We start from the raw sequence: 14,025 nt of genomic DNA on the forward strand, positions 1-14,025 counted from the left end.
TTCTGAACTGTGCTTCATTTATAGTGGCCGCTCGATGTACACCCGGCATGTGGCGCCTTGCGCGGCGGATGATTTTTAATCCGTTCGGTTCGAGGCACGATGGAGTAGGGTTGTGGTCGAACCGATGAACCCAAGTGATTGAAAGGATATAGCCATGCTGGACTGGAAGAACCGCGCGGGCAGCGCGCCGGATCGTGCTGCCGAACCCAAGTCGGCGACACGCAGCTACTTTGGTGGCCTGCTGTTCAGCCGCGCCCTGGGCACCCTGGTAGCCTTGTACCTGCTGGTGGCCGGTGCCCTGGGCTGGTACTGGAGCCAGGAACCGTCGCTGTTCCCCGTCCAGCAAGGCGCGCAAATTGCCGCCGAGAAGGAAGGCAAGCAGATGGTCGTGGGCTACACCACGGTGGAAACCCTCAAGACCGTGGCCGGCACCCTGCTGAACAAGCCGGGCGGCTATATCTCCAACGACCGTTTCCCGCCGGGCCTGTGGATGGACAACATGCCGAGCTGGGAATACGGCGTGCTGGTGCAGGTCCGCGACCTGACCCGCGCCCTGCGCAAGGACTTCGCCCGTTCCCAGTCGCAGTCCGCCGAGGACGCCGACCTGGCCAAGGCCGAGCCGCGCTTCAACTTCGACAACAAGAGCTGGGTGCTGCCGTCCAGCGAGTCCGAGTACCAGGAAGGCATCAACTCCCTGAGCCGCTACCAGGCGCGCCTGTCCGATCCGGAGCAGAAGAGCGCGCTGTTCTACGCCCGTGCCGACAACCTGAACAACTGGCTGGGTGATGTCGGGACCCGCCTGGGTTCGTTGTCCCAGCGCCTGTCGGCCAGCGTCGGCCGGGTCAAGCTCAACACCGCGCTGAAAACCGAAACTCCGGCGCCGGGCCAGTCGCCGCAGGTCGACGAAGAGGTGGTGGAAACCCCTTGGATGCAGATCGACAACGTGTTCTATGAAGCGCGCGGCCAGGCCTGGGCCCTGTCGCACCTGCTGCGCGCCATCGAGGTCGACTTCGCCGACGTGCTGGCCAAGAAGAACGCCACCGTCAGCGTGCGCCAGATCATCCGTGAACTGGAAGCGTCCCAGGAGCCGATCTGGAGCCCGATGATTCTCAACGGCAGCGGCTTCGGCGTGCTGGCCAACCACTCGCTGGTCATGGCCAACTATATTTCCCGGGCCAACGCGGCTGTCATCGACTTGCGTCAATTGCTCAATCAGGGTTGATTCATGGTGGTTACCTCCAATGAGGCCGCGCATCGCGCGGCCTCCGATGCCGAACAAGTCGCCTGGGTCGATGGCGAAGACCAGTTGCTGGGCACGCTGGCACGCTCGGAGTTGCGCGAGCGCGGCCTGATCGGGCGCGGTACCTATATCCTGCTGTTCAATTCCGCCGGCGAGCTGTGCGTGCATCGGCGCACCTTGAGCAAGGCCATTTATCCCGGTTACTGGGACGTGGCCGCGGGCGGCATGGTGCTGGCCGTCGAAAGCTACGCCGAGTCGGCGGCCCGGGAGCTGGAGGAAGAATTGGGCGTGAGCGGGGTGGAATTGACCGCCCATGACCATTTCTTTTTCGAAGACACCGACAATCGTCTCTGGTGTTCGGCCTTTTCGGCGGTCTGGGACGGGCCTCTGCGCCTGCAGCCGGAAGAGGTGCTGGAAGCGCGCTTCATTGCGATCGACGAAGTGATGCGGGAAATCACCGAAAAGCCCTATTGCCCGGACTCCCTGGCGGCCTTGCAGCGCTATCTGGCGCGGCGTCGCTAAAGTTGTATAAATTGGCGCGGTTAGGCTCTTAGCAAGTCGGCTTTTTGCCGTTACACTGCGCGACCTTTTTCAAGCTGAGCCGGCACTGCTTTTTGTAGGAGCGAGCTTGCTCGCGATGGACGTTAACGATAACGCATGCTCTCAGATAGCCCCCGTTATCCTTGTGTTCTTCGCGAGCAAGCTCGCTCCTACGAAGATGTACCGGTCCAGTAGCGCTGCCCCTGCCTGAGTGGGGCTTCGCGGTCGATGGCACAGGCCATGTGCTTCGACCAGTCTTTGTCCTCCCAAGAGGATTGCCGGTGGCCAAAAAAGCCGCATCCTTCGCCGCCCTTGGTGGCCTGGTATTTTCCACCGACGCAGGTCGACATTGCCCGGACTGTAGCCAGCCGGTGGCAGCCTGCATCTGCAAACAAACCGTTATCCCTGCCGGCGACGGCATCGCTCGCGTGCGTCGCGAAAGCAAGGGCCGTGGCGGCAAGACGGTGACCACCATCACCGGCGTGCCGTTGGCCGAAGACGCGCTCAAGGAACTGGCGACCACGTTGAAGAAACGTTGTGGCACCGGTGGCGCGTTGAAAGACGGTGTCATCGAGATCCAGGGCGATCATGTCGAGCTACTCTTGGCAGAGCTGATCAAGCACGGTTTCAAGGCGAAGAAGTCCGGCGGCTAGCAGCCTCTGTGAAAACCACCCCTGACTTGATGCAGCCCTGATCCGATTCAGGCTCGCCGTCGTCTTCATGGTTTTCACAGAGCCTGTTCATGACCGGTTTCTAAACTCAGCGCTGTAACCGAGGTCTACGTCCTCGTTGCAGGCTAATCGTCATTTTCATTCTTTAGACTGCGCCAGCCCCGGACCGGGGTGGCGCTCTATGACTTCTTTATAGGGGACTTCGATGTCCGTACGACGCACACGCAAAGACGATGGCAGCCAATGGACAGTTGCGGACAGCCGCAGTGTTTATGGGATTCGCCATTGGGGGGCCGGGTATTTCGCGATCAATGACGCCGGTCGCGTCGAAGTTCGTCCGAACGGCCCGAACAGCTCGCCCATCGACCTGTTCGAACAAGTCGAGGAGCTGCGTAAGAGCGGCTTGTCCCTGCCGCTGCTGGTGCGCTTCCCGGATATCCTGCAGGACCGCGTGCGCCAGCTGACCGGTGCCTTCGACGCCAACATCGAGCGCCTGGAATACCAGAGCAAGTACACCGCGCTGTACCCGATCAAGGTCAACCAGCAGGAAGCGGTGATCGAGAACATCATCGCCACCCAGAACGTCTCCATCGGCCTGGAAGCCGGCTCCAAGCCCGAGCTGCTGGCAGTGCTGGCGCTGGCGCCGAAAGGCGGCACCATCGTCTGCAACGGTTACAAGGACCGTGAGTTCATCCGCCTGGCGCTGATGGGCCAGAAGCTGGGCCACAACGTGTTCATCGTGATCGAGAAGGAGTCCGAAGTCGCCCTGGTGATCGAAGAAGCCGCCTCGCTCAAGGTCAAGCCGCAGGTCGGCCTGCGCGTGCGCCTGTCGTCCCTGGCGTCGAGCAAGTGGGCCGACACCGGTGGCGAGAAATCCAAGTTCGGCCTGTCGGCGGCGCAGCTGCTGTCGGTGGTCGAGCGTTTCCGCGGCGCCGGCCTGGACCAGGGCATCCGCCTGCTGCACTTCCACATGGGCTCGCAGATCGCCAACCTGGCGGACTACCAGCACGGCTTCAAGGAAGCCATCCGTTACTACGGCGAGCTGCGCAACCTCGGCCTGCCGGTGGATCACATCGACGTCGGCGGTGGCCTGGGCGTGGACTACGACGGTACCCACTCGCGCAACGCCAGTTCGATCAACTACGACATGGATGACTACGCCGGTGTCGTGGTCGGCATGCTCAAGGAGTTCTGCGACGCGCAGAGCCTGCCGCATCCGCACATCTTCTCCGAAAGCGGCCGTTCGCTGACCGCGCACCACGCCATGCTGGTGGTGCAGGTGACCGACGTCGAGAAACACAACGACGACGTGCCGCTGATCGAGAACAAGGAAAGCCTGCCGGAAACCGTGCAATGGCTGGTAGACCTGCTGGGCCCGACCGATATCGAAATGGTCACCGAAACCTACTGGCGCGCCACCCACTACATGAGCGACGTGGCCGCCCAGTACGCCGACGGCAAGCTGACCCTGGCCGAGAAAGCCCTGGCCGAGCAGTGCTACTTCGCCGTGTGCCGGCGCCTGCACAACTCGCTGAAGGCGCGCCAGCGCTCGCATCGCCAGGTGCTGGACGAACTCAACGACAAGCTGGCCGACAAGTACATCTGCAACTTCTCGGTGTTCCAGAGCCTGCCGGACACCTGGGCCATCGACCAGGTCCTGCCGATCATCCCGCTGCATCGCCTGGACGAAGAGCCGCTGCGCCGCGCCGTGCTGCAAGATCTGACCTGCGACTCCGACGGCAAGATCAACCAGTACGTCGACGAGCAGAGCATCGAGACCAGCCTGCCGGTGCATGGCCTGAACGAGGGTGAGGACTATCTGCTGGGCGTGTTCCTGGTCGGTGCCTACCAGGAGATCCTCGGCGACATGCACAACCTGTTCGGCGATACCGACTCGGTGAACATCTACCAGAACCCGAACGGCACCGTGTACCACGCCGGGATCGAGACCCACGACACCATCGAAGACATGCTGCGTTACGTGCACTTGTCGCCGGAGGAGTTGATGACTCATTACCGCGACAAGGTGGCCAGCGCGAAGATCAGCGCCAGCGAGCGTACCCAGTTCCTCGACGCCCTGCGTCTGGGCCTGACCCGCTCGTCGTACCTGTCTTCCTGATAGGTCGACCGTTCGAAAAAAAGACCACCGCTTGCGGTGGTTTTTTTCGCTCGCCAGAAGGCTCAGCGGGCCGGAGCGAACCAGCCGTCATGCCGGCGCAGCCCGAGGGCGAAGGCCAGCAGGGTCAGGCTGCGCACCAGCATGAACAACAGGAAGGTCAGCCACAACCCGTGGTTGCCCAGGCCCTGCAAGGCCCAGGCGCAGGGCAGGGTGATGAGCACGCTGAGCAGCATGCCGTTGCGCATTTCCCGGGCGCGGGTGGCGCCGATGAACAGGCCGTCCAGCAGGTAGCTCCAGACCGCGATCAGCGGCAGGGCGGCGAGGTAGGGCAGGTAGGTGAAGGCGGTCTGCCGCACTTCGGCGATATCGGTCTGCATCTCGATGAACAGGTGCCCGGCGCACAGGAACAGCACGGCAAAACCGATGCTGGCCAGCAGCGACCAGCCGCCGGCCACCACCAGCGAACGGCGCAGCGCCAGGCGATCGCGGGCGCCGATGGCGTGGCCGCACAGGGCTTCCACCGCGTGGGCCAGGCCGTCCAGGGCGTGGGCGGTCAGCAGCAGGCCGTTGAGCAGCAGCGCGTTGGCGGCCACGGTCGCGTCCCCCAGGCGCGCGCCTTGCACGGTGATCAGGAAGAACACCGATTGCAGCGCCAGGCTGCGGATGAAGATGTCGCGGTTGACCGCCAGCAACGGTCGCCAGCTGGCCCAGCGCTGCAACGCCGCCCAGGCAATCCGCCCCGGATAGGCGCGCAGGGCCGGGCGGGTCATGACCAGGCCGATCAGCGCGCCGGTCCATTCGGCGATCACCGAGGCCCTGGCCGAGCCGGCCACGCCCCAGTCCAGGCCCAGCACGAACCACAGGTTGAGGGCGATGTTGATCAGGTTGGTGCTCAGCAGGATCGCCAGCGGCGCCCGGGCGTTCTGGGTACCGAGGAACCAGCCGACCAGGGCCATGCTGGCCAGCGCCGCCGGCAGCCCGAGCAAGCGGGTATGGAAGAAGGTGCGGGTCATTTCGTCCAGCTCGGCCGAAGGCTGCATCAGCTGCAAGGCCGCGCCGCTCAACGGCACGCCTATGGCGCTCAGCAGCAGGGCCAGCCCCATGGCCAGCAGCAGGCCTTGCACCAGGATCTGCCGCAGCGCCGCACCGTCGGCGCGCCCGGCGGCCTGGGCGGCAAAGCCAGTGGCGCCCATGCGCAGAAAGCCCATGGCCCAGGCCAGGAAGGTATAGAGGCTGGCGCCGACCGCCACCGCGCCGAGCTGATGGGCGTGGGGCAAATGGCCGATGACGGTGCTGTCGACCAGCGCCACCAGCGGCACGGAAATATTGGAAAGAATCATCGGCGCGGCCAGCGCCCACACCCGAGCATGGGTCGGACGGTGGCGCCAGGCAGAAATCAGGCTGGACATGCAGGCTCCTTGAGAGCGGGCATTGTAGCCGCTTGCCCGCCCGGCCATGCCATCCCGATCACGGCCCGAATCCTACCAAGAAGCCGCCCCCTGTCGATCAATGTGCGCTGCGCCACAGCCAGCCGGACGGCGGTGAGATATAGTTCAACCCTTCGATACTCCTGCCAATGAGTGCCCCATGCTTAACAAAGGATTGTTCCTGGCCTGTGCGCTGGCCTTGCTGAGCGCTTGCGATTCCTCGACCTCCGACAAGGCGGCGACTCCTTCGGCTCCGACAGCGGCGGCGCCCGCGGCCAAGGCCCGGCCCGTGCAGGATGTCGCTGTGCTCAAGCAACGCTACGCCGGTCGCGAGTTGAACGTGGTGGACGTGTCCGAGGTGCAGCTCGACGGGGCCAGCACCCTGTCGGTGAGTTTCTCGGTGCCCCTGGACCCGCAGCAGAAGTTCGCCGACAAGCTGCACCTGGTGGACAGCAAGAGCGGCAAGGTCGACGGCGCCTGGGAGCTGTCGGACAACTTCATGGAGCTGCGCCTGCGCCACCTGGAGCCGCAGCGCAAACTGGTGTTGACCGTCGACGCCGGGCTGCGCGGGGTGAACGACGCGACCCTGGCCGCCGAATACGTCAGTCGCCTGGAAACCCGTGACCTGCAGGCCACGGTCGGGTTCGCCAGCCGCGGCACCCTGTTGCCGACCCGCCTCGCCGAAGGCCTGCCGGTGATCGCGCTGAACGTCGACAAGGTCGATGTCGAGTTCTTCCGCATCAAGCCCGAATCGCTGCCGATGTTCCTCGCCCAATGGGGGCGCAATAACAGCCTGCACAGTTACGAGTCCCGTGAACTGCTGCCGATGGCCGACCTGGTGTATGGCGGCCGCTTCGACCTCAACCCGGCGCGCAATACCCGGGAAACCCTGCTGCTGCCGATCGCCGGGCTCAAGCCGCTGCAACAGCCGGGCGTGTACCTGGCGGTGATGCGTGCCTCGGGCACCTACAACTATTCGCAACCGGCGACCCTGTTCACCCTCAGCGACATCGGTCTGTCGGTGCACCGTTACCAGAACCGCCTGGATGTCTTCACCCAGGCCCTGGAAGGCGGCAAGGCGCTGGACGGCGTCAGCCTGGAGCTGCTGGACGGCGAAGGTCGCGTGCTCGGTCAGGGCAAGACCGAGAAGGGCGGCCATGCCGAGTTGCCGCTGCCGAAGAAAGCCGAAGTGCTGCTGGCCCACCAGGGCGAGCAGACCAGCCTGCTGCGCTTGAACGGTGCCGCCCTGGACCTGGCCGAATTCAATATCGGCGGCCCCCAGCCCCATCCGTTGCAGTTCTTCGTGTTCGGCCCCCGCGACCTGTATCGCCCGGGTGAAACCGTGCTGCTCAATGCGCTGCTGCGGGACAAGGACGGCAATGCGGTCAAGCCGCAGCCGGTGAGCGTCGAAGTGCGCCGGCCGGATGAGCAGGTCAGCCGCAAGTTCGTCTGGGACGCCGATGCCTCGGGGCTTTATCAGTACCAGTTGCAACTGGCCGGCGAAGCGCCGACCGGGCGCTGGCAACTGGTGTTCGACCTCGGCGACGGCAAGCCGCAACTGTACGAATTCCTCGTGGAAGACTTCCTGCCCGAGCGCCTGGCGCTGGAACTCAAGGGCAGCGACACACCGCTCAAACCGGACGAGACCGTCGAGATCAGCGTCAATGGCCGTTACCTGTATGGCGCCCCGGCCGCCGGCAATCGCCTGAGCGGCCAGATCTATGTGCGGCCGCTGCGCGAGGCGGTCAAGGCCTTGCCGGGCTACCAGTTCGGCTCGGTCACCGAAGAAGAGCTGAGCCAGGACCTGGAAATAGAGGAGTCGACGCTGGATGAAAACGGCGAAGAACTGATCGCCCTGGAAAGCAAATGGGCCGAGGCCCGTTCGCCGCTGCAACTGATCGTCCAGGGTAGCCTGCAGGAGTCGGGCGGTCGCCCGATCACCCGGCGGGTGGTGCTGCCGGTATGGCCGGCGGACAGGTTGCCGGGGCTGCGCGCGCTGTTCGACGGCGCGGAAACCGACGGCGATGGCCCGGCCGAGTTCGAACTGCTGGTGGCCAACAATGAAGGCCAGAAGCTGGCGGCGGACAACCTCAAGGTGCGCCTGGTGCGCGAGCGCCGCGACTACTACTGGAACTACTCGGAAAGCGACGGCTGGAGTTATCACTTCAACGAGAAATTCCTCACCCAGGACGAACAGGTCCTGAGCATCAAGGCCGGCACTACCGCGAAGGTCAGCTTCCCGGTGGAGTGGGGCCCTTATCGCGTCGAAGTCGAAGACCCGCAGACCGGGCTGGTCAGCAGCCTGCGTTTCTGGGCCGGCTATCGCTCCCAAGACAACGCCGAAGGCGGCGCGGTGCGCCCCGACCAGGTCAAGCTGGCGCTGGACAAACCGCTGTATGGCGACGACGACACCGCCAATGTCACGGTGACCCCGCCGGCCGCCGGCAAGGGTTACTTGCTGGTGGAGTCCAGCGACGGTCCGTTGTGGTGGCAGGAAATCGACGTACCGGCCGAAGGCAAGAGCTATGCGGTCAAGCTCGATCCGAAATGGGCGCGCCACGACCTGTACGTCAGTGCGCTGGTGATCCGCCCCGGCGAGCGCAAGGCCAACATCACCCCGAAACGCGCGGTGGGCGTGTTGCACCTGCCCCTGGATCGCACCCAGCGCAAGCTCGGCCTGACCCTGACGGCGCCGGAAAAAATGCGCCCCAAACAGCCGCTCAAGGTGAAGATCCAGGCCAGGAACGCCGATGGCAGCGTGCCGAAACAGGCCCATGTGCTGCTGGCGGCGGTGGACGTGGGCATCCTCAACATCACCGAATACCCGACCCCGGACCCGTACTCCAGCCTGTTCGGGCGCAAGGCCTATGGCGCCGACCAGCTGGATATCTACGGCCAGTTGATCGAAGCCGGCCAGGGCCGCCTGGCCAGCCTGGCCTTCGGTGGCGACGCGGCGCTGGCCAAGGGCGGCAAGCGTCCGGACACCAGCGTCACCATAGTCGCCCTGCAAAGCGCGCCGGTGACCCTGAACGAGCAGGGTGAAGGCGAAGTCAGCGTCGACATCCCCGACTTCAACGGTGAACTGCGCCTGATGGCCCAGGCCTGGACCGACGAGCGCTACGGCATGGCCGAAGGCAAGACGGTGATCGCCGCGCCGCTGATCGCCGAACTGTCGGCGCCGCGTTTCCTCGCCGGCGGCGACCAGACCACCCTGGCGCTGGACCTGTCCAACCTGTCGGGCAAGGCGCAGAAACTCGATGTGCAACTGAGCGCCGAAGGCCAGCTGGCGCTGGTCAACGAAACCCGTCAGAGCGTGCAACTGACCCAGGGCCAGCGCACCACGTTGCGGATTCCGGTGCGGGCGCTGGGCGGCTTCGGCCAGGGCAAGGTCAAGGTGCTGGTCAATGGCCTGGACCTTCCGGGCGAGAGCCTGCCACCGTTCAGTCGCGAATGGACCCTGGGGGTGCGACCGGCTTACCCGGCGTTGCTCAGGCATTACCGCGCGGTACTCAAGGATCAGCCCTGGAGCCTGCCGGAAGGCGAGCTGGCGGCGTTCGAGCCGGCCGGGCGTGAAGCACTGTTGAGCCTGTCGAGCCGGCCGCCGCTGAACCTCGGCGAGCAGATCCGCGCACTCAAGGCCTACCCCTACGGCTGCCTGGAACAGACCACCAGCGGCCTGTACCCGGCGCTGTACGCCGATGCCGTCAGCCTGAAACGCCTGGGCCTGGAAGGCGAGCCGGATGCCGAGCGCAAGCGCAAGATCGAGCTGGGCATCGAACGCCTGCTGGGTATGCAGCGCTACAACGGCAGCTTCGGCCTGTGGGGCGCGGATGGCGAGGAGGAATACTGGCTGACCGCCTATGTCACCGACTTCCTGCTGCGGGCCCGCGACCAGGGTTTCGCGGTGCCGGCCGAGGCGCTGAAGAAGGCCAATGAACGCCTGCTGCGTTACCTGCAGGAGCGCAACCTGATCGAGGTCAACTACAGCGAAAACGCCGAGCACACGCGCTTTGCCGTACAGGCCTACGCCGGGCTGGTATTGGCACGCAGCCAACAGGCGCCGCTGGGCGCGCTGCGCAGCCTGTTCGAACGGCGTACCGATGCGCGCTCCGGCCTGCCATTGGTGCAGTTGGCCATCGCCTTGCAGAAAATGGGCGATCAGCCACGGGCCGAGCAGGCCTTGACCGCGGGCCTCGCGGCTTCGCGCAACAGCAAGGACTGGCTGGCCGACTACGGTAGCCCGCTACGGGATCAGGCGCTGATCCTGGCGCTGCTGGAAGAGCACGACCTGGCCAAGGGCAAGCGCGAGGAGCGGCTGTTCGAGTTGTCCGACCAACTGGCGGCCAGCCCGTACCTGTCGACCCAGGAGCGCAACTCGCTGTTCCTCGCCGGTCGTGGCCTGCTGGGCAAGCCGGAAGCCAACTGGACCGCGCAACTGAGCAGTGGCACCGAAAGCCGCGAGCTGAACAACAGCCAGCCCGGCCTGAAGCTGGAAGGTGCGTTGCTGGCGTCGCCGTTGTCGATCAGCAATCAGGGCAGCGAGCCGGTGTACCAGCAACTGACCATTTCCGGTTATCCACAGCAGGCGCCGCTGGCCGGTGGCGAGAACCTGAGCATTCGGCGCGAATACCTGGGGATGAACGGCCAGCCACTGAACCTGCGGGCCCTGGGCAGCGGCGACCTGGTGCTGGTGCACCTGGCGGTCAGCGCCAAGCAACGGGTACCGGATGCCCTGGTAGTGGACCTGCTGCCGGCCGGCCTGGAACTGGAAAACCAGAACCTGGCGCAGAGCGCCGCCAGCCTGGAAAACGCCAGCAGCCAGGTCAAGGAGTGGCGCGAGTCGATGCAGAACGCCAGCCTCAAGCACCAGGAGTTCCGCGATGACCGCTATGTGGCGGCGCTGAACCTGGACGGCTACGACAGCGTCACGCACCTGCTGTACCTGGCACGCGCGGTCACGCCCGGCACTTACCGTGTGCCGCCGCCGCAAGTGGAGTCGATGTACCGGCCGAACTGGCAGGCCGTGGGTGAAACCCTGCCGGAGATGGTGATCAAGGGGCGTTGAGAAGGGTGATCGCGGCAAGCGCGTTCCTTATGTAGGAGCGAGCTTGCTCGCGATACGATCGCGCAGCGGTCGTCTATCGGTCAGTGCACCACCCAGCTCAGCAGCCACAACCCCAGCAGCAGCCAGATGATGCCCATGACGATCGAGGCGCGCATGAAGGCGCGGACCGCCGAGTACAGCAGCATCAACCCGACGATCAGGGTGATGATGCTGATGATCGAGGTGTCCATGCCCAGCGCCCGCGACAAGCCGTCGATAAAGTTGCCGCCAGCGTTGGTCAGGGCGTTGAACAGACCGCTGAGGCCATCGACGATAAACCGTATGACCGAGCCCAGCGCCTGGCCGAGCCATTCAAAAAAGCTTTCTACCTGCATGCGTGCATCCTGATGAAAAAGTTGGCGTGCTTGCCAGACCTGAGCCTTTGGCCATCAATCGCGCTGGCGAGTTCCGTTCCAAGCATAGAGGTTCGCAGGTTTGATTTTTCGATTAGTTGCATCGCGCCTGCGCAGTTTTTGGTGGCGAATATTTGGCCTGGCACAGTCGCCCGGCTTGCCATCGCCGCAACCAAGCGGTCGCCGAGGCTGGCGCATCCTGCGGACCGTGCTGGGCGGCCTGTTGCTGCTGTGGGCCGGGCTTTGGTTGGCCGACCGCATCTGGCCGCTGCCGCTGCCCAAGGATGACCTGGCGCGGGTGGTGCTGGCCGAGGATGGCACGCCGCTGTGGCGCTTTGCCGATGCCAATGGCGTCTGGCGTTATCCGGTGCGCACCGACGAAGTCTCGCCCTATTACCTGGACGCGCTGCTGACCTACGAAGACCGCTGGTTCTACAGCCATCCCGGGGTCAACCCGATGGCGCTGGCGCGTGCCGCCTGGCAGAACCTCACGGGCGGGCGGGTATTGTCCGGCGGCAGCACCCTGTCGATGCAGGTGGCGCGCCTGCTCGATCCCCACTCGCGAACCTGGCACGGCAAGCTGCGCCAGCTGTGGCGCACCGCGCAGCTGGAATGGCACCTGAGCAAGCAGCAGATCCTCACGCTCTACCTCAACCGCGCGCCGTTCGGCGGCACCCTGCAAGGGGTGGCCGCGGCCAGCTGGGCTTACCTGGGCAAGTCGCCGCAGCACCTGACCCACGCCGAAGCGGCGCTGCTGGCGGTACTGCCCCAGGCGCCGAGCCGGCTGCGCCCGGACCGGCATGCCGCGCGGGCACAGGCAGCCCGGGACAAGGTGTTGCAGCGCCTGGCGCAGTTCCAGGTCTGGCCGCAGTCGGCGGTAGACGAAGCCTTGCAGGAACCCCTGTTGCTGGCGCCGCGGCTGGAGCCGAGCCTGGCGCCCCTGCTGGCGCGCCGGCTGAATCGCCCGGACAGCCCGCCGCTGATCCGCACCACCCTGGACGCCAACCTGCAACGGCGCCTGGAAGACCTGCTTTTGGGCTGGCGCGCGCGCCTGCCGGAGCACACCTCGGCGGCGATCCTGGTGGTCGAGGCGCAGACCATGGCCGTGCGTGCCTACCTGGGCTCGGTGGATATCAACGACGCGCGGCGCTTCGGCCATGTGGACATGATCAGCGCCATGCGCTCGCCGGGTTCGACCCTCAAGCCCTTCCTTTATGGCATGGCGCTGGATGCCGGGCTGATCCATTCCGAATCGCTGCTGCAGGACGTGCCACGGCGGTATGGCGACTACCGGCCGGGCAACTTCTCCATGGGCTTCAGCGGCGCGGTGTCGGCCAGCACCGCCCTGGCCACCTCGCTGAACCTGCCGGCGGTGCAACTGCTGGAAGCCTACGGGCCGAAACGGTTTGCCGCCGAGATGCGCATCGGCGGCATGCCTTTGACCCTGCCGGCGCTGGCGGAACCGAACCTGGCGCTGATTCTCGGCGGCGCCGGCAGCCGCCTGGAGGATCTGGTCAGCGGCTACAGCGCCTTCGCCCGTGGCGGCAAGAGCGCGAGCCTGCGCCTGCAACCGGACGATGAGTTGCGCGAGCGGCCGCTGCTGTCCCCCGGTTCGGCGTGGATCGTGCGGCGCATTCTCAGCGGCCAGGCGCGCCCGGACCGCGACCCGCGGGCTGAGCTGGTGCAGCGCCCGGTGCTGGCCTGGAAGACCGGCACCAGTTATGGCTTTCGCGACGCCTGGGCGATTGGCGTCGGGCCGCGCTACCTGATCGGCATCTGGATCGGCCGCCCGGACGGCACCCCGGTGCCGGGCCAGTTCGGCCTGGCTTCGGCGGCGCCGTTGATGCTGCAAGTGCACGATGTGCTGATCAACCGCGACAGCCAGCGCGGCATCAGCGCACCGGTGCAGCCGGTGCCGATGAACGTCGGGGTGGCGGCGATCTGTTGGCCCCTGGGCCAGCCCATGAGCCGCAGCGATCCGAACTGCCGTCGCCAGCGTTTCGCCTGGACCCTGGACGGCACCACGCCGCCGACCTTGCAGGCCGCGGATCAACCCTTGGGCGTCGGCCTGCTGGAAAAAGTCTGGGTCAATGCCAAGGGCCTGCGGGTCGACGCCAAGTGCCCGGGGGCGCAGGCGCGGGATATTGCCCTGTGGCCGGCGCCGCTGGAGCCCTGGCTGCCGCGCATCGAACGGCGTGAAGCGCGCCTGCCGGCCAACGACCCGGAGTGCCCGGGGCCGGCCCTGGCGGCAGCCGCGCCGTTGTCCATCGTCGGCGTGCGCGAGGGCGATCGCTTGCGCCGCCCGGCGGCCAGCCAGGAACTGCTGCGGCTCAAGCTGTCGGCCTTGGGCGGCAGTGGCCGGCGCTGGTGGTTCGTCAACGGCGAGCCGCTGGGCGAGAGTGCCAACCAGGACAGCATCAACGCCAGCTTCGAACGGTTGGGGCCTTATCAACTCAGCGTGCTGGACGAAGGCGGGCAGACGGCGCGGGTCGAGTTCAGCGTTATCGATTGAGGGGGCGGTGCGGGCCTTGCCTTCATCCGCCATCCCCCCGAAGCTATACGCCTTCAGGA

General features: G+C 65.7%; 8 protein-coding genes. 6 read left to right on the forward strand and 2 right to left on the reverse strand.

Features of this window, described 5'->3' with window-relative positions; all coding sequences use genetic code 11:
• Positions 1 to 154 precede the first annotated feature (154 nt).
• The 4 genes from BM019_RS29190 (at position 155) to speA (ending at position 4,570) form a co-directional block, all read left to right on the forward strand.
• Positions 155 to 1,222 carry a DUF2333 family protein gene (locus tag BM019_RS29190; RefSeq protein ID WP_009041985.1) on the forward strand — a complete coding sequence of 356 codons (1,068 nt, stop codon included), beginning with the start codon at positions 155 to 157 and terminating at the stop codon, positions 1,220 to 1,222.
• A 3-nt stretch (positions 1,223 to 1,225) separates the two neighbouring features.
• Positions 1,226 to 1,762, forward strand: coding sequence for an NUDIX hydrolase (locus BM019_RS29195; protein WP_007921639.1), 537 nt, complete (start codon positions 1,226 to 1,228; stop codon positions 1,760 to 1,762).
• Between the two features lie 299 nt (positions 1,763 to 2,061).
• Positions 2,062 to 2,433: a translation initiation factor Sui1 gene (locus tag BM019_RS29200; protein ID WP_007921638.1), complete on the forward strand. Its 372-nt coding sequence runs from the start codon at positions 2,062 to 2,064 to the stop codon at positions 2,431 to 2,433.
• A gap of 223 nt (positions 2,434 to 2,656) precedes the next feature.
• Positions 2,657 to 4,570, forward strand: a complete 1,914-nt coding sequence (gene speA / locus BM019_RS29205; protein WP_092422387.1) for an arginine decarboxylase — start codon at positions 2,657 to 2,659, stop codon at positions 4,568 to 4,570.
• A gap of 62 nt (positions 4,571 to 4,632) precedes the next feature.
• Here speA and BM019_RS29210 read toward each other — a convergent pair whose 3' ends face one another.
• Positions 4,633 to 5,979, reverse strand: a complete 1,347-nt coding sequence (locus BM019_RS29210; protein ID WP_092422390.1) for an MATE family efflux transporter — start codon at positions 5,977 to 5,979, stop codon at positions 4,633 to 4,635.
• Positions 5,980 to 6,157: 178 nt separating this feature from the next.
• Between BM019_RS29210 and BM019_RS29215 the strand changes: the two genes are divergently transcribed.
• Positions 6,158 to 11,062, forward strand: coding sequence for an alpha-2-macroglobulin family protein (locus BM019_RS29215; protein WP_092422393.1), 4,905 nt, complete (start codon positions 6,158 to 6,160; stop codon positions 11,060 to 11,062).
• Between the two features lie 80 nt (positions 11,063 to 11,142).
• Here the strand turns inward: BM019_RS29215 and BM019_RS29220 are convergent, their stop codons facing one another.
• The gene (locus BM019_RS29220) at positions 11,143 to 11,436 is read right to left on the reverse strand and encodes a hypothetical protein (protein WP_007921634.1); all 294 of its coding nucleotides are present in this window, start codon (positions 11,434 to 11,436) and stop codon (positions 11,143 to 11,145) included.
• A 217-nt stretch (positions 11,437 to 11,653) separates the two neighbouring features.
• Here BM019_RS29220 and pbpC point away from each other — a divergent pair, with 217 nt between their 5' ends.
• Entirely contained in the window at positions 11,654 to 13,966 is a 2,313-nt protein-coding gene (gene pbpC, locus BM019_RS29225; RefSeq protein ID WP_259697122.1) for a peptidoglycan glycosyltransferase PbpC, read from the forward strand.
• Positions 13,967 to 14,025: the final 59 nt, after the last annotated feature.

Origin of the sequence: Pseudomonas sp. NFPP07, from assembly GCF_900115645.1 — a bacterium.
Taxonomy (GTDB): domain Bacteria; phylum Pseudomonadota; class Gammaproteobacteria; order Pseudomonadales; family Pseudomonadaceae; genus Aquipseudomonas; species Aquipseudomonas chlororaphis.